At 32.1% G+C, this 19,856-nt stretch carries 26 protein-coding genes and 2 pseudogenes; 20 read left to right on the top strand and 8 right to left on the bottom strand.

Annotated elements, in window-relative coordinates; genetic code table 11:
* Window positions 1-155: 155 nt before the first annotated feature.
* From msrA to GW534_RS05530, 6 genes are all read left to right on the top strand, one after another.
* Window positions 156-701, top strand: coding sequence for a peptide-methionine (S)-S-oxide reductase MsrA (gene msrA / locus GW534_RS05555; RefSeq protein ID WP_161920068.1), 546 nt, complete (start codon window positions 156-158; stop codon window positions 699-701).
* Entirely contained in the window at window positions 691-1,125 is a 435-nt protein-coding gene (gene msrB, locus GW534_RS05550; protein WP_161920067.1) for a peptide-methionine (R)-S-oxide reductase MsrB, read from the top strand. Before msrA ends, msrB begins: the two co-directional genes overlap by 11 nt.
* Before the next feature lie 82 nt (window positions 1,126-1,207).
* Window positions 1,208-1,372 (top strand): YjcZ family sporulation protein, encoded by a 165-nt coding sequence (locus GW534_RS05545; RefSeq protein ID WP_161920066.1) that lies wholly within the window; start codon window positions 1,208-1,210, stop codon window positions 1,370-1,372.
* Window positions 1,373-1,507: 135 nt separating this feature from the next.
* Entirely contained in the window at window positions 1,508-1,729 is a 222-nt protein-coding gene (locus GW534_RS05540) for a YozE family protein (protein ID WP_161920065.1), read from the top strand.
* 143 nt (window positions 1,730-1,872) lie between these two features.
* Window positions 1,873-2,526: a hypothetical protein gene (locus GW534_RS05535; RefSeq protein WP_161920064.1), complete on the top strand. Its 654-nt coding sequence runs from the start codon at window positions 1,873-1,875 to the stop codon at window positions 2,524-2,526.
* A gap of 70 nt (window positions 2,527-2,596) precedes the next feature.
* Entirely contained in the window at window positions 2,597-3,370 is a 774-nt protein-coding gene (locus GW534_RS05530; protein WP_161920063.1) for a sporulation protein, read from the top strand.
* 144 nt (window positions 3,371-3,514) lie between these two features.
* On the opposite strand, the gene GW534_RS16655 is transcribed toward GW534_RS05530, so the two are convergent.
* Window positions 3,515-3,646, bottom strand: a complete 132-nt coding sequence (locus GW534_RS16655; protein WP_281351975.1) for a hypothetical protein — start codon at window positions 3,644-3,646, stop codon at window positions 3,515-3,517.
* 155 nt (window positions 3,647-3,801) lie between these two features.
* Between GW534_RS16655 and deoD the strand changes: the two genes are divergently transcribed.
* The 3 genes from deoD (at window position 3,802) to GW534_RS05515 (ending at window position 7,124) form a co-directional block, all read left to right on the top strand.
* Entirely contained in the window at window positions 3,802-4,506 is a 705-nt protein-coding gene (gene deoD, locus GW534_RS05525; RefSeq protein WP_161920062.1) for a purine-nucleoside phosphorylase, read from the top strand.
* A 138-nt stretch (window positions 4,507-4,644) separates the two neighbouring features.
* Window positions 4,645-5,484 (top strand): M15 family metallopeptidase, encoded by an 840-nt coding sequence (locus GW534_RS05520; RefSeq protein ID WP_246203951.1) that lies wholly within the window; start codon window positions 4,645-4,647, stop codon window positions 5,482-5,484.
* Window positions 5,485-5,582: 98 nt separating this feature from the next.
* Window positions 5,583-7,124: a S41 family peptidase gene (locus GW534_RS05515; protein ID WP_312854632.1), complete on the top strand. Its 1,542-nt coding sequence runs from the start codon at window positions 5,583-5,585 to the stop codon at window positions 7,122-7,124.
* A 243-nt stretch (window positions 7,125-7,367) separates the two neighbouring features.
* Here the strand turns inward: GW534_RS05515 and GW534_RS05510 are convergent, their stop codons facing one another.
* The 3 genes from GW534_RS05510 to GW534_RS05500 form a co-directional block, all read right to left on the bottom strand.
* Window positions 7,368-7,613, bottom strand: a complete 246-nt coding sequence (locus tag GW534_RS05510) for a DNA alkylation repair protein (protein ID WP_161920060.1) — start codon at window positions 7,611-7,613, stop codon at window positions 7,368-7,370.
* An 84-nt stretch (window positions 7,614-7,697) separates the two neighbouring features.
* On the bottom strand, window positions 7,698-8,147 hold the full coding sequence (locus GW534_RS05505) for an Hsp20/alpha crystallin family protein (RefSeq protein ID WP_161920059.1): 450 nt from the start codon (window positions 8,145-8,147) through the stop codon (window positions 7,698-7,700).
* Between the two features lie 192 nt (window positions 8,148-8,339).
* Complete coding sequence (locus tag GW534_RS05500; RefSeq protein WP_407670443.1) at window positions 8,340-8,906, bottom strand: GNAT family N-acetyltransferase; 567 nt, start codon at window positions 8,904-8,906, stop codon at window positions 8,340-8,342.
* Window positions 8,907-9,312: 406 nt separating this feature from the next.
* Here GW534_RS05500 and GW534_RS05495 point away from each other — a divergent pair, with 406 nt between their 5' ends.
* Together GW534_RS05495 and GW534_RS05490 are read left to right on the top strand one after the other, a co-directional pair.
* Window positions 9,313-10,020: a hypothetical protein gene (locus GW534_RS05495; protein ID WP_161920057.1), complete on the top strand. Its 708-nt coding sequence runs from the start codon at window positions 9,313-9,315 to the stop codon at window positions 10,018-10,020.
* 98 nt (window positions 10,021-10,118) lie between these two features.
* A complete protein-coding gene (locus GW534_RS05490; RefSeq protein WP_246203949.1) occupies window positions 10,119-10,715 on the top strand; it encodes a peroxiredoxin family protein in 597 nt (198 codons plus the stop codon).
* A gap of 37 nt (window positions 10,716-10,752) precedes the next feature.
* Here the strand turns inward: GW534_RS05490 and GW534_RS05485 are convergent, their stop codons facing one another.
* Window positions 10,753-12,588 (bottom strand): DNA ligase D, encoded by a 1,836-nt coding sequence (locus GW534_RS05485; protein ID WP_161920056.1) that lies wholly within the window; start codon window positions 12,586-12,588, stop codon window positions 10,753-10,755.
* A gap of 124 nt (window positions 12,589-12,712) precedes the next feature.
* Between GW534_RS05485 and ku the strand changes: the two genes are divergently transcribed.
* The 4 genes and pseudogenes from ku to GW534_RS05465 form a co-directional block, all read left to right on the top strand.
* Entirely contained in the window at window positions 12,713-13,558 is an 846-nt protein-coding gene (gene ku, locus GW534_RS05480; protein ID WP_161920055.1) for a non-homologous end joining protein Ku, read from the top strand.
* A 228-nt stretch (window positions 13,559-13,786) separates the two neighbouring features.
* Complete coding sequence (locus tag GW534_RS05475; protein ID WP_161920054.1) at window positions 13,787-13,987, top strand: cold-shock protein; 201 nt, start codon at window positions 13,787-13,789, stop codon at window positions 13,985-13,987.
* Between the two features lie 207 nt (window positions 13,988-14,194).
* On the top strand, window positions 14,195-14,395 hold the full coding sequence (locus tag GW534_RS05470) for a cold-shock protein (RefSeq protein WP_161920053.1): 201 nt from the start codon (window positions 14,195-14,197) through the stop codon (window positions 14,393-14,395).
* Window positions 14,396-14,607: 212 nt separating this feature from the next.
* Window positions 14,608-15,041, top strand: a pseudogene (locus GW534_RS05465) (amino acid permease); the annotation flags it as partial.
* Here GW534_RS05465 and GW534_RS16345 read toward each other — a convergent pair.
* Window positions 15,041-15,172, bottom strand: a pseudogene (locus GW534_RS16345) (amino acid transporter); the annotation flags it as partial. The pseudogenes GW534_RS05465 and GW534_RS16345 sit on opposite strands and share 1 nt — an antisense overlap.
* Window positions 15,173-15,549: 377 nt before the next feature.
* Between GW534_RS16345 and GW534_RS05460 the strand changes: the two are divergent.
* Complete coding sequence (locus GW534_RS05460) at window positions 15,550-16,497, top strand: polysaccharide deacetylase family protein (protein WP_161920052.1); 948 nt, start codon at window positions 15,550-15,552, stop codon at window positions 16,495-16,497.
* Between the two features lie 66 nt (window positions 16,498-16,563).
* On the opposite strand, the gene GW534_RS05455 is transcribed toward GW534_RS05460, so the two are convergent.
* Window positions 16,564-17,829, bottom strand: a complete 1,266-nt coding sequence (locus GW534_RS05455; protein ID WP_161920051.1) for an MFS transporter — start codon at window positions 17,827-17,829, stop codon at window positions 16,564-16,566.
* A gap of 242 nt (window positions 17,830-18,071) precedes the next feature.
* Here GW534_RS05455 and GW534_RS05450 point away from each other — a divergent pair, with 242 nt between their 5' ends.
* From GW534_RS05450 to GW534_RS05435, 4 genes are all read left to right on the top strand, one after another.
* The gene (locus GW534_RS05450) at window positions 18,072-18,383 is read left to right on the top strand and encodes a metal-sulfur cluster assembly factor (protein ID WP_161920050.1); all 312 of its coding nucleotides are present in this window, start codon (window positions 18,072-18,074) and stop codon (window positions 18,381-18,383) included.
* A 56-nt stretch (window positions 18,384-18,439) separates the two neighbouring features.
* Window positions 18,440-18,643, top strand: a complete 204-nt coding sequence (locus GW534_RS05445) for a DUF6501 family protein (protein ID WP_161920049.1) — start codon at window positions 18,440-18,442, stop codon at window positions 18,641-18,643.
* Window positions 18,644-18,835: 192 nt separating this feature from the next.
* Window positions 18,836-19,006: a hypothetical protein gene (locus tag GW534_RS05440; RefSeq protein ID WP_246203959.1), complete on the top strand. Its 171-nt coding sequence runs from the start codon at window positions 18,836-18,838 to the stop codon at window positions 19,004-19,006.
* 95 nt (window positions 19,007-19,101) lie between these two features.
* Window positions 19,102-19,266 (top strand): YozQ family protein, encoded by a 165-nt coding sequence (locus tag GW534_RS05435; protein WP_161920047.1) that lies wholly within the window; start codon window positions 19,102-19,104, stop codon window positions 19,264-19,266.
* A gap of 92 nt (window positions 19,267-19,358) precedes the next feature.
* Here GW534_RS05435 and GW534_RS05430 read toward each other — a convergent pair whose 3' ends face one another.
* Window positions 19,359-19,808: a cupredoxin domain-containing protein gene (locus GW534_RS05430; RefSeq protein ID WP_246203947.1), complete on the bottom strand. Its 450-nt coding sequence runs from the start codon at window positions 19,806-19,808 to the stop codon at window positions 19,359-19,361.
* Window positions 19,809-19,856 lie beyond the last annotated feature (48 nt).

Raw genomic sequence — 19,856 nt, 5'->3', positions numbered from 1 at the left:
TAACAGTATTATCATAACAAAACAAAACAAAACAATGAAGAAAATATGTGATACATACTTACTTATATTTAAGCGAATATTTTTACATATGGACTCGTTATCTGATAAAATCATGTCAAAACTGAAAAATGAATAAACCGGTGGGAGATGAGTATATGTCAAACAAGCAATACGAACAAGCAATATTTGCCGGTGGCTGTTTTTGGTGCATGGTAAAACCATTTGATCAGTGGCCAGGGGTGAAGGAAGTAGTTTCGGGCTATACAGGTGGTCATAAACCGAATCCGACCTACGAAGAAGTTTGTTCAGAAACGACCGGCCATTATGAAGCAGTACGAATTACGTTTGATCCTGAAGTGATAAGCTATGAAGAAATTTTAAAAATATATTGGCAACAGATTGACCCGACGGATCCAGGTGGTCAATTTTTTGACAGGGGTCAATCATATCAAACGGCTATATTTTATTTAAATGAAGAGCAAAAAGAAAAGGCTGAACAATCTAAACGTGAATTAGAGGAAAGTGGAAAATTTTCCAAACCGATTGTAACGAAAATTTTACCAGCTTCCGAATTTTATGAAGCTGAAGAATATCATCAACATTATTATCGTAAAAACCCATTACACTATAATCGTTATTTTATTGGATCAGGAAGAGCTGATTTTATTAAAAGACATTGGGGGGAACAGCATGAAAAATAAAGAAGAATTAAAGAGAAAATTATCTCCACTAAGCTTTGAAGTCACGCAAAATAACGGTACTGAACCACCTTTCCATAATGAGTATTGGGATCATTTTGAGGAAGGAATATACGTAGATATTATTACCGGAAAACCGTTATTTAGTTCAAAGGATAAATATGATGCAGGTTGTGGTTGGCCGAGTTTTACAAAGCCGATCGATGAAGTTGAAATTGAAGAAAAACTAGATACAAGCCACAATATGATTCGGACAGAAGTACGTGCAAAAACAAGTGATTCCCATTTAGGTCATGTTTTTCCTGATGGTCCAGGACCAACAGGTTTGCGTTATTGTATAAATTCGGCTGCTTTACGCTTTATTCCGAAAGAGGATTTGGAAAAAGAAGGGTACGGCGAGTATAAAAAGTTATTTGAAAAAGATTAAGATTAAATAGGCAGAAGCACATGCATGACAATCACCCAAAGCATACAATACTTGTGAATCAAATAAGTGGAGGGTGAGATTCATGCATTACGGAGGATGTTCACAATGTCATTATCCAGCTTACACAGATTATGGATGTGGATGGGGCTATAGCTACCCAGTATCAGGTGGATTCTCATTTGCTTTAATTGTCGTATTGTTTATTTTACTCATTATCATTGGTGCATCATGTTTTGGTGGAAGATAAAATAAATAAACAAAAATATAATAGCTAGACACGATAAATCCCCGCTTCATGGTAAAATAATCATTGAAGTGGGGATTTGTTCCACATTATTGTTTTGAAAAATATACTTATTAAACATAAAAGAAAGGATTTATTATGGGTAAGACATTTTATCATTTTTTAATGAGGTATCGTAGTGGTTCAGATGATTTATCAAAGTTTGCTGAAGGGGCTTTTCGTGACCATAGTTTTCCTAAGGATGCGACAGATTATGATGAAATCAGTCGATATTTAGAATTAAATGGTGAGTATTTACCAACGATGTCTATTTTTGATAAAGCATGGGAGTACTACGAACAATATGAAAATAAATATTAAGAGACATAAATATTTGTTAAAATAAAAAATTTATAAAACGGGAACATTCCGCCAATGATTACTTTTTTGGAATTAATAAATTTTCTCCTTTTAAAATCCCTTTGCATATAATAGATAAACCGGCTGAAAGCGAGGGTTGGAGAATGACGAAGAATGATCAGCCAAAATATAGTATAGGTGATCAAATTGTAATTGTGGAAAATGGAATATTCTCAGAAATAGTTAAGATTTATCAGCTAGGTGGTGACTGGTATTACCAGTTAAAGGATAGGAAAGATTTATATTACGAAAAAAATTTGATGTTAAAAAGCGATTATGACAGACTGTATAACAGAAAAGAGAACGTCCAAATAAATTATAAATATCGATTCGGAGACATTGTACGAGTTTGGGGTTATGGTCAAGATCTATTCGTCATAATAGGATTTCGAGCGGAAATTTGGCGTTACAAAGATTCAGCATGGGAAGATGTTATTTATGAATTAGCGCGTGTTAGTGATGGTGCTTGGTTAGAAGCTACAGAAGAAGAATTGACATATATAACCAATGAAGAAAATGCGAAAAGAATAATTGATAGTAAAAAATCTTCAATTAAAAAAGCTCCGTTATTAAATCCTCCTACAAAGCAAAAAAAGGTAAATAAAGATGTTGTTGATGTAGATATGTTACTTGATATGTATAATGATTTTCAATATTTATATTTAAATTTTGGTGATTCAACGTATCGCAGGAAAATGAGGGAAATAATTAAGAAACTAGAAGCATTATCAAACAATCCCTTTCAGAAAAAAGATTAAAAAATCTGAAACCATTTAATAATTTCATACGTAATATTGATACATTGAATTGATCTAAGGAGGACACCAAATGTCATTTTTTAACAAGATATTTGCTAGTATTGGAATCGGAAGTGCAAAAATTGATACTAAACTGGAGCAATTAACATATCGTCAAGGAGATATCGTAAAAGGAATTGTGGAAATAAAAGGTGGGAATGTGGAGCAACAAATAAATGGACTTTATTTAAATCTATACACATCATATATTAAAGAAATGGATGATAAAAAAGTACCAGCTGTTGCTAATATTGGTCATTTTCCTATATTTCAATCGCTTTTAATTAAAGCAAATGAAGTCCATGAAGTTCCATTTTCCTTTCAATTACCCTTTGATACACCTGTAACATTTGGTAGATCAAAAGTTTGGGTGAAAACTGAAGCTGATATTTCAAATGCGTTAGATCCGACAGATAAAGATTATATTCGCATTGCACCAAGTCCAATTATGAATGCTGTAATAGATGCAATAAATGAATTAGGGTTTACATTAAGGGAAGTTGAAAATGAAAGAGCACCTCGTTATATTAGAAGTCGCTTGCCCCTAATACAAGAATTTGAGTTTGTACCTTACCAAGGTCCATTTCGTAGTCGTTTAGATGAATTAGAACTTGTATTTTTCAATCAATCTGAACATCGAGTAGAATTATTAATGGAAATTGACCGTCGTGTCCGTGGGTTTAAAACTTTGTTAGCAGAAGCGTTAGACATGGATGAATCAAAGGTCCGTATGACCGTCACCACTGAAGACATTCCGTCCATTAAAGAAAAAATATATCAAATTATTCATCGATATTCTTTATAAAAAGAATTCCAAAAAATGAAGCGAAAGGCGGCGACTCCGACGGGATAAGCGTGATTCTTGAGACCCCGCAGGCGAGCTTGCGAGACGAGGAGGCTCAAGAAACGACCGCGGAAAGCGTCCGCCTGAAGCTGGAATGATAAAGGCTTATGTTTTATTTTTCCTTCCCTGTGCAGAAAATTCCTTTCCATGTGCCTCCTTTTCAGCAATTAAATCCTCTGTAGGAATATTATTTTTCTTTTTCGGTTGATTCACTCGATTTCGATGTTTTTTACCCAATGAATTGTCACTCCTTACAAAATAAAATCACCTTTATAGTTGTATTGTTTCGGAATTTCCTTCTATTTATCAAGAAAAATTTTTCATATAATTCATTAATATGGTATATTGAATAGGGAATATTATTATGTGAAATGATTTTAAGGAGGATAACTATGAGTGTACATATAGGTGCAAAAGAAAATGAAATAGCGGAAACAATACTGTTACCAGGAGATCCGTTACGTGCTAAATATATCGCAGAAACATTTTTAGAAGATGTGATTTGTTATAACGAAGTAAGAAATATGCTTGGATTTACAGGAACATACAAAGGAAAACGTGTTTCTGTACAAGGTACAGGTATGGGGATACCATCTATTTCAATCTATATTAACGAATTAATGCAAAGTTATAATGTTCAAAATTTAATCCGTGTTGGTACTTGTGGAGCAATCCCAAAAGATGTAAAAGTCCGAGATGTTATTATTGCAATGAGTGCTTCTACTGATTCCCAAGTAAACCGAAAAATTTTCGGTGGACATATGGATTATGCACCAACAGCGAATTTTGAATTACTAAAAAATGCATATGATGTTGGTGTAGCTAAAGGATTGAACTTAAAGGTAGGAAATGTATTTAGTGCTGATATGTTCTATGATGATTATGCAGAACATGAAAAATGGGCAAAATACGGTATTTTAGCCGTTGAAATGGAAACATCTGCATTATACACATTAGCAGCAAAATACGGCAGAAAAGCACTTTCTATTCTAACTGTAAGTGATCATATCCTAACAGGTGAAGAAACATCTGCAGAAGAAAGACAAACAACATTCAATGATATGATTGAAGTTGCTTTAGATTCTGTAGTAAAATAATCCCCTAGTTGTCTCCATGGAACTAACCATTCCTTTGGAGACAACTTTATTTTTACATTCATTTTTACCTGTTCAAGAAAAGTATAGAGTGGTAAAATTATTTAGGCACTATACATTAACAGAAGTAAGGTGAAATGAATGAAATTAAAAAAGTTAGCAATTCCAATGTTGTTAGGAACGATTTTAATAGGATGTTCAGCAGAAGGCACTGAACCGGATAAAGAACAAAAAGAAGTTCAACATGATATAATTGAAAAAGATAATCAGGAACAGAATGTTGGTGGAGACAAAAGTCAACAAGATAAAAAAGAAAACAGTAAAGAAGTTCTATTAGAGAAGAAGTATTTTAATGAAGTGATTGAAGTAGCTGGAAAAGAAATTATTAAAAATGTAGATAATATATTAGTTTTTGTAAATAAAGAATCTGCTTTATTGCCAGAGGATTATGAGCCGTCTGATCTAGTTATTCCAGATGTCCGTTTTTCTTTTACAGTAACACCAGATATTGAGAAAGCTTATATGAGAAAAGAAGCGGCTGAAGCTTTAGAAGAAATGTTTACCCAAGCGGAGTTAGAAGGAATTTATTTATTTGCAGTTTCTGGTTATCGTTCTTATGATAGACAAAAACAAATTTTCCAGAACAAAGTAAATCAAGTTGGGGATGAAGAGCAAGCCGCACAAGTTGTTGCCGTACCTGGCACAAGTGAACATCAAACGGGTCTGACGATGGATATATCATCACAAAGTGTTGGTTGCGAATTGGTAGAACAATTTGCGGATACTCCTGAAGGTCAATGGTTAGCTGATAACGCTCACAAATTTGGATTTATTTTACGTTACCCAAAAGGGAAAGAACATATTACAGGTTACACATTTGAACCATGGCATTTCCGTTATGTTGGGAAAGATGCAGCTGAAATTATTTATGAAAATGATTGGACTTTAGAAGAATTTTTTGAAGCTGCAACAGAAGTTTAGCGGTGGGGAGTCTGCTAAAAACAGACATTACTAGTCAGTTTTAGCAAAACATGGTATTTTATAAATAATCCCTCAACTGTTGCGAAAGAGGTGAAGTTGTGAAAAATTTTAATGATAATGATTCAAAAAATTCTATGAATCAAGAAAAACAAGGGACAGAAACAGATAAAAAATATATGAAATTGAAAAAGTTTCAATTCATCATGATTTTGTTCTTATCTGTTTTTATTACCGCTGGGATTACAGTTTTTGTTTTATCATTTGGCGACGATAAAGTTGTAGATCCAAATAATAAAATTAACGTTCATAATATAAATAATGGACTATTAGCGGACGGTATAATAAGAGACTATGAAGAATTTGAGAAACTGTTTGAAACATATCAAACGATAAAAGAAAATTATGTAGATGATATTGAAGAAGACCTGCTCATTGAAGGTGCTATTAATGGAATGGTAGATGCCATCGGTGATCCATATAGTGACTATATGACAGCTGAAGAGACGGAAAGTTTTAACGAACAAATTTCTTCGTCCTTTGAAGGAATTGGCGCAACAATAGAAGAACGTGATGGGAATATTGTTATTGTAGCACCAATTAAAGGTTCTCCAGCAGAAAAAGTAGGGCTACGGGCAAACGATGCTATAATTGAGGTCGATGGACAAAATATTCAAGGTATGAGCTCCTCTGAAGCAGTACTACTAATTCGTGGAGAAAAAGGAACAGAAGTTGTTCTTACAATTTCGCGACCGGGAGTAAAAGAACCGATTGAAGTAAAAATTGTTCGCGATGTAATCCCGATTGAAACGGTTTATTATGAAATGTTAGATAATTCAATCGGAAAAATTCAGATTACATCTTTCTCAGATCGTACATACGATGAACTCGTAAAAGCCATTGATGAGTTAAAATCAGAAGGAATGAAAGGTCTAATCATAGATGTAAGACAAAATCCTGGTGGGTTACTTAATCAGGCAATTGATATAACGAGTTTATTTGTACCAAAAGGGAAAATTATTTATCAAATGGAATATAAAGATGGCACGAAACAACGTCAGCTGTCTAATCAAAAGGAGCCTTTTGACATCCCATTAGTTGCTGTAGTTGATGATGGAAGTGCAAGTGCATCTGAGATTTTGGCAGGTGCATTAAAAGAATCTGCAAATGTACCCATTGTCGGTGTCAAAACATATGGAAAAGGTACAGCACAAACAGCTGCAAGCTTTTCCGACGGTTCAAGTTTAAAAATTACAACAGCTCGTTGGTTAACACCGAATGGCAATTGGATTCATGAAAAGGGAATAACACCAGATTACGTAGTCGAACTACCGGAATATGCGAAGTTACCTTATGTAAGTCCTGAATTAGAGTTAAAAGAGCCAATGATGTCGGATGAAGTATCGATTATTGAAGAAATGCTAAATGTTCTTGAATATAATCCAGGTGAAGTTGATGGTCTATTTGATGTAGAAACAACAAATGCCGTTCAAAGGTTCCAACAAGACCATGATTTAGAACAAACTGGAATCGTAACTGGAGAAACGACAACAAAAATTATGGAATCCTTAAGTAATAAATTAGAAGAGGAAGACCCACAAATTCAAAAAGCGGTTGAAATCCTACTTGAACAAATAAAATAAATACTCGTTGTCTTTTAGTTGACGCTATATTGGACATTTTGTTTGAATTTCTAAAGCAAATTGTCCAATATAGTGCACCTAATGGACATTTTGCACACTTAATTCACCAGAAATGTCTAATATAATGCCTTAAATAGACAATTCACGTATTTCCATCGTTATAAACGTGCAATCTGGCCTTAACAATAAAAAATAAGACTTTCCAGCTAATACAATATTCTGGAAAGCCATATAATTACAATTCTATACAGATGATTCACCGAACTTTGCAAACATTTTTTCGTCCTCTACAAGTCCACATACAGCACATTGAATTTTTATTTCAGGTCCTCTATATGGTAAATGAAACGGATCTAACTGCGCATTATCATATGTTTCTAAAACTTCTCCTGTTACTGAATCTACTTTTACTGATTCTGGAACTTGTCTAATAAAATTGAACCTCGTTTTATTTGTTCTACAGTTTGGACAACGATATGGAGTTGGCATATATTTTTCACCTTCCTGAAATGAATATCATTTACCTTATTTTTTTCCGAAGATTAAAAATATATACCAAGACAAAAATTTAATTCAGTTTTGCTCTTCTGTGTCCACATCAATTTCACTAAATTGCCAATCACTATATTTTGGTATTTTTATTTCTAACACTAGATCTCGATAAATGGCTTGAGCACCTTTCTTTTTTACTGTTGATGGCAAAATGATTGTATAAGGTTGGTCATTATCTTGAACACCCTTTATCATACATTTATTTAAACTATAGTATATTTTAATGTTGCTAATTATTTCTTTATCTTGAACAGGTATACGGATATAAATATATTCATGGGTTTCAAAAACAGTTTCATTCAATGCCTTACTAGTAGTTTCTTTTTCTTTTTTTTGATTCTGTTCCTCGAGAATACTAGGAAATGCTTGTTTCATCCATTTTTCTAACATATCTTGAAAACTGTCTTCGTCCATTCTGTCAAAAAAATCCTTGCTTTTACGATTCATATTAAAAAAATTCCAAGGAAACATGGAATCACCTTCTTACTGGAGGACTGGGTAAAAGGGGGAGAGAATATAAGTACAATAAAATGTTTTGTCTATCCATCATATGCCTAACTTTTCTTGTCGTGATAAATAATCGTTCTGTTTATGTTGAAGTTTTGAAGAAAAAACGAAATTATTTATAGAAAATAAAAAACGCCCGCTAACGGACGTTTAAAGTTATGCTTCTAATTGTTGGATAGTTTCTTCATTTTGAATATGCGTTTTATAATACATTGTAAAGGAATCCTTTGAGATTTCATACAAGTTATATAAATAATTTTTCGGATTTGTGTTAATTTGCTCTAAAATATGCGGTCTTGTCTCGTTAGCAAATAAGACATACGGAATTTTTTCTAGTGCCTTTTGAGATCGGATGTTTTCAAGTCGCACTCGTAAAAAAATACTTTCAACGCCTTTTTCAAAAAATAATTCTTGAAAAAAAGCTTCCTTCGCAATCCGATTATATCCTTTACCATGGTATGGTTTGCCTAACCAAGTACCTAGGAATCCAGTGCCATTATTCATATCATAAAGCGTTATGACGCCAATTGGTGTTTCCCACTCATCTAAAATGGTTCTTGAAATTAATAGACCATTTTCTTCATCTTCCATCACTTTTTTTGTTAAAAACAAATACTCCTCATAGGAATTTGGTTTTTCCCGAACGAAAGGGAAGACGTCTGGATGTATAATTAGTGGATATAGTTGATTACAGTCACTTAGGTTACGCTTTTTTAAATACATTTCCATCCCTCCGAACGAGGGTGGGAGTTTAGCGTACTTCTGTCGTTCCCACCCTCGAAATTTTTTATATGAAGCTAAAAAATTTCGGGGTGGGAATCGAACCCACTAGAACCAGCTAATGCTGGTGGCGCACCATTTGCCTTCCCTGTTTTGTATAGTTTTATAATGACTTTACTTACGTATCATACAAAAAAATAACATAAAAATAAAGTCTTTTTTTGTAAATTTATCATACATTTTTTGACAAAATTCACCAATGAGTAAACGTGCATTTTACCATCCTTTTCATAAGCTTTTATGTTAGAAATATATTAAACTTATTTCTTTCTATCATGATTATGAAAGAATTGAATATCTATTAATATACAGGTTTATAATAGAGTTTCTATGAAAAAGGGGAAAGCAAATGTCGATTAAACAATTTTACTACTTATTGGGAAAGCAAAGTTTAACTATTGGTATTTATTTTACGATTTTAGCTTATATTTTTTTATATATTTTTTTAACGAAACAAAAACTAGAACTTGCAATCTATTTATTAATGTTTTTAAGTATTTTTTATTATTTTCTCCATTTATATTATTTACGAAAATCGAATCGAATGATTATTCAAATCGCACAGTTGAAATATGACGTAAAAGATTTGCCGGAAGTTTATTTGATAGAACAAGACCAAAGTAATGTTTATTTTTTTCAACCGAATGGTTACGCTCAAAATATAGGTAAAATCCATTTAACATGGAAAGGGTGGTATTTAACGTATTACTTTAGGGGACAACAGCAGTTGAAAATTAAATTAAAAATAAAGAAGAATACGGTATATTTTAAAATTGATGAATTTAATATTTTTGCTTACCTTATAAAAGAAAAAAATAAAATCCGTGGAAAAATCCTCTTTGAAAACAAAACAATTACATTTTCAAAAGAGTTATTTCATGAAATTAATATTTTTCTAGGGTCAAATTGTATTGCTACTGTAAAAAAGGGATGGCTTCCAGTTCAACTAACGAATAGATTTCGCTTAAACACGCCTATAATATGTTTTCTAGAGCGGGTAAATGAGTTGGAAAAAGATGTCATACTGATGGTTTTATTGATGATTTACTGGAAATAATATAATATGGTGCATTCGTAAAAGGTTTTCTATTTAGAATATTCACGTATTTTATGTATAATTACAGTATGGCATATATTTGAGGGTGAAAATTGTATATGATGAAAAAGGTTGTTGCTGGAATAGTTGCAATATTAATTACACTAGTAGTTGTTGACTTTCTATTTATTCAAGATCTTGTAGCTGGTATTAAGGAAAAAGAAGACCAATTAACATTAGAAAACAGTGGAGAATATCAAGAAGCAGTGGCAATGGCCGATGATGTCGGCTTACAAATTGGAAAAATGGCACCAGATTTTACATTAAATACGCATAATGGGAACACCATTACACTTAGTGAACTAAAGGGGAAAAAGGTATTATTAAACTTTTGGGCATCTTGGTGTGGACCTTGTGAAGAGGAAATGCCAGCAATGCAAAAAGTATATAATGAATTAATGGGACAAGATGTGGAAATAGTTGCAGTAAATATGACGATTGGCAAGGAAACGATAGAATCGGCAACACAGTTTGTAAAACAATATGGACTTACATTCCCCGTTCCATTAGATACAAAAGGGGAAGTTATGAAACTATACGAAATTTATGGATTGCCTACAAGTTATTTTCTAGATTCGGAGGGAATAATTCGAGCAAAATTTTTCGGACCGATGGATGAAAAATTTATGAAAGAAGAACTGAACAAATTACAATAAATTAAGGGACTGTAAAAAAACGGTCCCTTGTTTGAATTTATAATTTATGTTTGTTTTTTAAAAACTGGATAATACTTTGTAATGGTTCATCATTAACAGTTTGAAAAAAATTGGCAAAGGGATTGCCTTTATTTTTTATTCTCTCCATCATTTTATAAATGGAAATACTATCTGCAGTTTTTATTTTTGAAAGTTCTTCCCAAAATAGTGGGGCAGCTACCCCGGCATTTGCATTCCCACGGACAGAGAAGGGGGCGATAATTGTTTTTCCTCTTCCATGTTGAATATAATCGACATATAGTCGGTTTCCTCGTTTTTTCTTCATTCGTTCAATTGTAAAGTGATTTTCGTTTTTAGCGATAAGAAATTTCGCTACAAACTCAGTAAAAAGATGGGCATCTTCCCATGTGATGAGGTTACCTGATACTGGAAAATAAATTTGTAAACCACGGTTACCGGAAACTTTTACAAAACTTGTTAATCCTAACTTTTCTACAAATTCCTCTTTAATATAAGTGGCTGCTTCAATCGCCCAAGAAAATTCTTTATTACTTGGTGGATCTAAATCAATGACAATTTCTGTAGGATGTTTTTTGTCTATTGTTTGAAAAGGTATATGAAATTCAATAGCCAATTGATTACCTAACCAAAGAAAAGTCTCAATATTATTACACACGATATAATTAATACTATCATGTTTATACGTTTCGACATATTCAGGTGCATAATCTGGGCAGTTTTTTTGAAAAAACGGTTCACCAAATATGCCGTGAGGGTAGCGAATAACGGTTAAAAGTCGATTAGCTAAAAAAGGAGACATAAAGGGATAAATTTGTTTCAAATAAGAGATATAATCCTGTTTTGTAATATCTATTTTCTCATATAAAGGTTTATTTGGATGGGTAATTTCAATTTCAATTCTAGGTTGGATTTCAAACATTTTTTCATATGTACAATTTTCAGGTTTTTCACCGATTAAAAATTTTGAGAAGAAAGGTTCTCGTAAAGTATCCTCATAATATTGTAAATAAAACAACTCTACACATATAGCTGGTTTCATCGAAATCATTTGCGCATTTACCTCGCTCGCATTTTGCTCCATAATGCGAACTAATACATTATGTTCCTCTTGGCTTAACCCGTGTTTAAAAAGTCCAATTGGAAAAATCTCCATATTTTTAAATACGGCTACATGAAAATAACCGTTCGCTCGATCGTATTTCGTAATAAAACAACGGACTTTTTTCCAGTTTTTATATTTAATCCAATTATTCGTCCGTTTTCCTTGTTCCCATTTACTTGAAATTTTTTTTGCGATTACACCTTCACCGTCAAATTGTTTAATTTTATTCCACAATTTACCAAAATTAGTGAAATACGGTACATATTGCCAAAAGGTTGGATTTGTTTCATCGGGTAGTAGTGGTAGTTGTATTTCGTCAAAAAATGATTTTAACAATTGTTTTCTTTCAAATAACGGATACTTTTTAAGCTCTTTTCCTTTTAGTTGTAATAAATCAAAAACCAAATATGTGGCAGGAGTTTTCTTCATCGCTTCCTTAATCTTTGTTTCTGACTGTAAACGTCCACGTTTTTGCATGGCAAAAAAGTTACTGTTATACGGATTGGCAAGTATCGTTAATTCCCCGTCGAGTATGAGGGGAAAATATGGTTCGATTTTTTCTTTATTTTGTTCGTAAAAAATTTTGGCCTCAGGGAACTGTTTTAACAAGCTTTTTCCATTCCGACTTATAAAACGGAATTCATTTTTATTCATAATAAGAAAAGCACGAAAACCGTCATATTTCGTCTCATAAACCCATTCATCACCCTTCGGAATTTCAAAGGAAAGGGTTGGTAACATTGTTTTCATTTTTAATCACCTAATATTAGTTTGTCACATATTCATTTCCTTATTGAAAAAGAAATTACCAAATTTCGATACGTATGAGATGTTTTTTATACTTCATAGTAAAAATAAGAAAGGAATGATAATAATGCATACGATGTGGAAAGGGAGTATAAGCTTTGGTCTAGTTAATATACCAATAAAATTACATGCAGCTACAGAAAGTAAAGATGTTAAATTTCGAAGTTTACACAAAAAATGTCACACACCAATTAAATATGAAAAAGTTTGCCCGAATTGTGAAGAAGAAGTTGCCAACGAGGATATTGTTAAAGGATATGAATATACGAAAGATAAATTTGTCATTATAGAAAATGATGAATTGAAAAGTTTAGAAAAACAATTGGATGATAAAGCAGTTGAAATTATTGACTTTGTAAAAATTAACGATATTGATCCCATTTATTTTAATAGGAGCTATTACTTATCACCGAATGATGGTGGGACGAAAGCATATTCATTATTAAGAAAAGCATTGGAGGAGACGGGGAAAGTCGGCATCGCCAAAATCATGATTCGTTCAAAGGAGCAGTTGGCTTGTATTCGAGTTTATAATAACACATTAGTAATGGAAACAATCCACTATCCGGACGAAGTGAGAAATGTAAGTGATGTTCCTAATGTACCAACTAATGAGCAAATTACTGATAAAGAATTGGAGACAGCAATTTTATTAATTGATCAACTAACGTCTGAATTTAATCCGGAAAATTATCATGATGAATATCGAGAAAAGCTTTTACAACTAATTGAGATTAAACGCGCAGGAGAACAAGTCGTTGTCCAAGGAAAACAAGAAAAACGAGAGAGTGTATTAGATTTAATGACAGCTTTACAAGCTTCTATTGACCGTACTAAGCCTGAAAAACAGGCCGATACAGAAAATGCAAAACGTACTATAAAACGGAAAGTAAAGGTAAAAAAACAGGCGTAAAACTGATTGACTTGCCAGTTGTGGTAAGTCTTTTTTATTTATAATAATTCAAAATTAACTATTGACTAGTTGAAAGCGTTTTACTATAATGAACTCAAATACATAATTCTTTAAAAATAGGAACAGAAGTGCAACTGCTTAATGTAGGCGCTCGTCCTACGAAGTGGTTGCGATTTTTTTATTAAGAATTTGTATTTATGTAAATATTTTTTAGGAGGATTTATAAAGATGAATCAAGGTAAAGTAAAATGGTTTAACGCTGAAAAAGGGTATGGATTTATTGAAATTGAGGAAGGAAACGACGTATTCGTTCATTATACAGCTATTAATGGCGAAGGTTTCAAAACATTAGAAGAAGGTCAAGCAGTTTCTTTCGAAATCGTTGAAGGTAACCGTGGACCTCAAGCAGCTAATGTAGAAAAAATATAATAACAAATTAAACTATATAGAGCTAACCTTTATTGAATAGCTTATTTATTTTTGTTATATTTTTGAAAAAAAATAAACAAAATCACAAATAATATATTAAATAACTGATTTTCCTAAATTTGCACGTTTAGATTTTATATTTTTCACTATACTAATAAATGTATGGAACGAAATGTTCCAGATTTTATTTAATCTAGGAGGATTTAAATGGCAACAGGAACAGTAAAATGGTTTAATGCAGAGAAAGGATTTGGATTCATTCAACAAGAGGATGGATCAGATGTATTTGTACATTATTCAGCAATTCAAGGAGAAGGCTTCAAAACACTAGAAGAAGGTCAAAGTGTGAGCTTTGATATAGAAGAAGGTCAGCGCGGACCACAAGCCGTTAATGTACAAAAATTATAATTCTTTAGTTGTATAAATTAACCACTAAAGAATATATTAAGAAGGCTCTATACGAAACAATCTTTCCAAATTATGTTAAGAAGATGTATCGTGTACAGCCTTCTTTTATTTTTCCTAATGGCTGTCAAACATTTGTATATTTAATAATTGCTTTAAGGGAACAATAAAACCGTTGATAAATTTGTTTCATAGTAACCTCAGGAGGATAGTTTATGTCTAAAGATACAAAAAAATTAAAGTGGTGGCAATTATCAATATTAGGTACTGGGTTTATTATAGGAACAGGTTTTTTCCTTGGTTCGAATATCGCAATAAAGCTGCTGGACCAGGTGTAATCATTACATTTTTATTGGCAGCCCTCGGTACATACATTGTTTATGATGTTTTAAGTCGATTGACAGCCCAGGATCCTCAATCTGGTTCTTTTAGCCATTATTCCGAAAAAGCCTTTGGTAAATGGGCAGGATTTTCTAGTGGATGGGTTTATTGGAATTCTGAAATGTTAATTATGGGTAGTCAAATGATTGGTATCTCACTTTTTACAAAATTTTGGTTTCCAAAGGTTCCATTATGGATTTTTGCTTCCATATACACTGTTTTAGGCATTATTATTGTTTTAGTTGGTGTTACTTGGTTCGAACGTCTTGCCCCTAAACCTACAAACCATGAATGGAGAAAGCCATTTTTAATTCCCTTGTCTAATTGTGCGAAATTAATTGGACCAATAGGTGCCGCAAGTGATAATCCTAATAATATGTAACTAACAAAAATATTCAATAAAACTCCCTCCAATAATACTATAGCTTGTACATTATATTACCAAAACCAAGCTTTCATTCTATGAGGTTTATACACTTCCAACTTGGTGAAAATTCCCATTGAAAATGTCTAATTTTGACATTATACTAAGTATGAACATTCAAATTGACCTCATTATTTCGTGCACAACATTAGGATGTCTCGAGGACATCCTTTTTTAATTGCTTCATAAAATACATATAAAAAATCAAATAATCCCTATGTTTTTTGTTACAATTCTGTTACAATTATTGTAGATACATAATTTAGTAACATGATATATATTTTTATTGTAAAATAAGTAACTTTTAATAATAATTATTAGGCTATTATTATAAAAGAATGTGGGGGGTATCATGAGACAGTCGAGAAATAAAAAAAATGAAAGAAGAAAAAAATATATTAAAGAGCTTGGAGTATTTCTTTGTGTCATTCTCTTGACGGTTGGGATTTGTTCCATCTTTGTTTTTGATGGTTTTAAAGATCTGGCAAAGGAAGAAAGTGATGAACTACCGGAACAATCTGTATTAACTTCTAACACATCAACATCCGATGAACTGGAAGAAAGCAGTTCCGAATCCATACCTGAAAATGATGAGCAAGAAGAGAATGATAATATTAAACAGACAGAAGACAAACAAGGTAATAAAAAAGAAGTAGAACAAGAGCAGGATAAACCCGTTCAGAATGAACAAAATAAGAATGGTAAAAAAGTAGTTTATTTAACATTTGATGATGGACCTCAAAATATAACAATGGATATTTTAAATTTACTAGATCAATATAATGCTAAGGCAACATTCTTTATGTTAGAGCCTTATATGTGGAGTTATCCTGATGCCATTGAAGAAATGATTAAACAAGGGCATTCTGTTGGAGTCCACAGTGTAACCCATAATAAAAACAAATTTTATAAATCTAGTAAAACCGTAGTAAATGAAATGACAATGGCGAAAAATTCATTAGAAGAAATAACCGGTGTAGAAAGTAATTTAATGCGTGTCCCTTACGGTTCTGTACCCCACATGAAACCTGAATATGTGCAAGCTGTTGAAAATCACGGATTCATTATGTGGGATTGGAATATTGACAGTATGGATTGGAAATATACAGATGGATATTTCGTAAAACATACAATTAATCAGTTAGAGGCGTTTGACAAAGATGAACCGATGATTATTTTAATGCATGATAAAGAAACTACGGTAAAACATTTAGAAAAATTACTCAAGTATTTGCAAAATAATAATTATGAAATGCTAGCAATCGATGAGTCGCTGGAACCTGTACAGTTTGTCAATTAATAATTCATGTTCTCCCCCTTTGTAAACAAATTTATGATCCATGATGTTTACTGAAGGGGGAATTTTTCAATTAAAGTCCTTTTCTGGACGTATTCCAATCAAACAAATCAAGATACAAATAATCGTTAAAGCCGTTAATATGTAAAAAATCCATTTTACATCGTAATTCATTAAAATTGCTATAACAGGTGGTCCAGACGCTACACCGATAAATCGCATCGAACTATAAAAAGATGAAATTGTTCCACGTGTTTCCTCCTCTATTCCTTCTGTAATTAAGGCATCAAGACACGGAAGTCCAATTCCAATGCCAATTCCAGCAACGACAAACAATCCGATATTTATCCAAAGGCTATTGAAAAAACTTATGGCTAAAATACTACTAGCTATAAGAAATAAACCGATAAAAGTAACTCGTTTCATCACTTTTTTACTATCTTTTAACATTTTTCCTGCTATAAATGATGCTATACATAAAGAGCCGAGAGGAATAGCTAAAATTAACCCTTTTTTTATCCCATCAATTCCATATTCAGACTCTAGTCGAGAGGACAAGAAAAACAATACGCCGAATAAAATAAACATGAGTATGCCACCAATTAAAAAGACAGCATTTAGCCACCTATTATTATATTTATACGCTTTTTTCGTCTTATCTAAAAACACTTTAAAACTCGGCGGCTTTTCTACTTTTGGACTTTTTACTAAAATTATTAACAAGATTATCGAAACAATACAAAACACAGGAATAGAAACAAACGGTAAGTACCAAACAATACTCGCTAAAAAAGCCCCTATGATAGGACTCAAAACTTTACCAAGTGTATTTGCAGTTTCAACTATACCAAGGGAAGTAGTAACATTTTCAGGTTTTCGAAACATGTCACCAACAAGGGGTAACACAATCGGAAAAGCCCCAGCAGCTCCAATTCCTTGAAGGATTCTTCCTACTAGAATTAACCAATAGCTTTGTAAAAACCATGCAGCGATTGCACAAATTGAACCACCAATTGCTGTAATGATAAGGCTAGGAATGATTACTTTTTTTCTACTCCATTTATCCGATAAATAACCTGCAATTGGGATTAAAATTATAGCTACAACTGAATATACCGTAATAATTAAACTGGATTGAAAAGGCGATATGTTAAGTTTTGCTTCGATTGTTGGCAAAACAGGAATTAACATCGAATTACCTAAAGTCATAACAAGTGGGATAGAGGCAATAGAAAAAATCGCCCAACGTTTTTCTTCTATCTCTTTATCCTTCTTCTTTTTTTTCTTATCCTCTTCAGACTCATATTTTTCCCACAAAGTTCCAGTAGCTTCCATTTATTAATTCTCCATTCATTATGTTTATATGTTTATTATTAGGTTATAATCAAAATAAAATTGGTGGAAAAACTTGTAGATAATAACTAGAATAAATAGTAAGTATGGTCAATAATTTAACGTTAAGAATTAAGATAAATCTTTTTCGAAAGTCCATATTTTTGTTAAAGTTTTCGTTAAAATTCTTTTGAAAATCCTTTATAATGTATAAAAGGTGTATAAATTGATGGAGGTTTTTCCAAGTGACAATAGAGGACAAGATTTATGAAGAATTGAAATTTGTATTTGATCCAGAGTTTGGTGTTAGTATAGTGGATTTAGGCTATATTTACCAACTACATGTGGATGAACAATATAACGTTAAAATAACGATGACATGTATTTCAGAAAGTGTACAAATTCAAGATTGGTTAAAGTCTGGTGTTGAATTTGCTGTGGCTTCTGTTGATGGGATAAAATCCGTAACAGTAGAACTAGTTTCAGAACCAAAATGGAACCCTTCGATGATGAAAAAATCTATAAAAAATGAACTTATTGGGATAAAAGAAAAGTAAAAATAATTGCTTTCATACCTTATCATTTTTATAATGATAAAAAGTAGGTGATAAATGTGATTCATAAAGATTGGACAGAACGTGAAACAATAAAAAAAGTTAAATGTGTACATACAAATGCAAAGAAATATATGGTAAACAATGTGTTGACCGAAGGAAAAATTTATGACGTGAAAAACGAAACGGAAGTATTTATTTTTGTAATTGATAATACAGGAAAAATTGGTGGATATTACAAAGAATATTTTCAAGAAGTATAAGCGTCATTATGTAAAATCTCTGATTTAGTCAGGGATTTTTTTTTATAATAAAATTCCGATTCATAATAATAAAACTTTAAACATTTTTTCAATAATAGGTGATATAAATGTACATTTACAAAGAGAAGGAATAATTAACCCAACAGGAAATGCAGGATTAGCAAAAGGTGATTAGGGGACACATTGACAGGTATGATTTTAGCGTTAATTTGTACTGAACAAGATATTAAAGCAGCAGTGGTCAATGCAGTTTACTTACATGGACTTTGTGCAGATGAATTAATAAAAATTGAAAATGAACGAACTATTGTAGCAAGTCAATTATCAGATGTACTTGGAAAGGTGTTAAACGGTTTATACTAACTTTCTCCCTTTGTACAACAATTTCCAAAATATCGCTCACATAATTTAATTACCAAAAAGAGAAAATATGGTAAACATGTAAAGGAGTGAGCAAAGTGAGTCGTTTTGATTCCAAAAAATTGGCAGGACTGCATTATGAACCGAGCATGAAAGCAAATGAAAACAAAGATGAAGTACAACAGGGATTAGATGAAACGTATGAACAATTTTTAAATAATTTTATGGATGGTACCGTTGATAATCTAATTGACAAATCGTAGATATTCTAATATTTTATTGATTAAAAGTTTTTCTGACCCAACTATAAATTTTTCCTAAATTAGCTGGGTCAGTTTTAATTTATTACATATGGCTACTTTACAACGATATAAGCAATCATTGGACCATTATTTTCAATATCTTTATGGGTAATACAAATCAGCCTGTATGTTCCAGGCTTGTCAAATTGTAAAGGGATAACAGTCTCTTTTCCTTTTTGGATTTTCCCTTTAATATCTGTGCCTTCGATAGTGAAAGCATGTTCATCTCCATTCACACCAAAGATTTTTAAATTTACTTTTTCTCCTTTCTGTAAGAAAATCGTTCCAGGATCAAATCGGTACGCTTCAATTTCTTTCCCTTCATCTGTCTCTGTAGAAAATTCTCCAGTTACCATATGAATTTCTCTGACTTGTTCCTCTTCATTAAAAGCAGGTGTAACTTTAGTTTGAAAATTAAACCAAATAAATGCAGAAGCTACAAAGATGCTGATCATGAGTAACCTCCCAAAACTTTTACTATTAATAACAACAAAATGATTCATATAATCCCTCCTTTCAGGCTTGTTTACTATAACCATATGCTTTTCTGA

It is taken from the genome of Pallidibacillus pasinlerensis (assembly GCF_009996845.1).
Lineage (GTDB): Bacteria > Bacillota > Bacilli > Bacillales > Caldibacillaceae > Pallidibacillus > Pallidibacillus pasinlerensis.
Note: the sequence above shows the minus strand (reverse complement) of the source record. Positions and strands in the feature narration are given on the sequence as shown.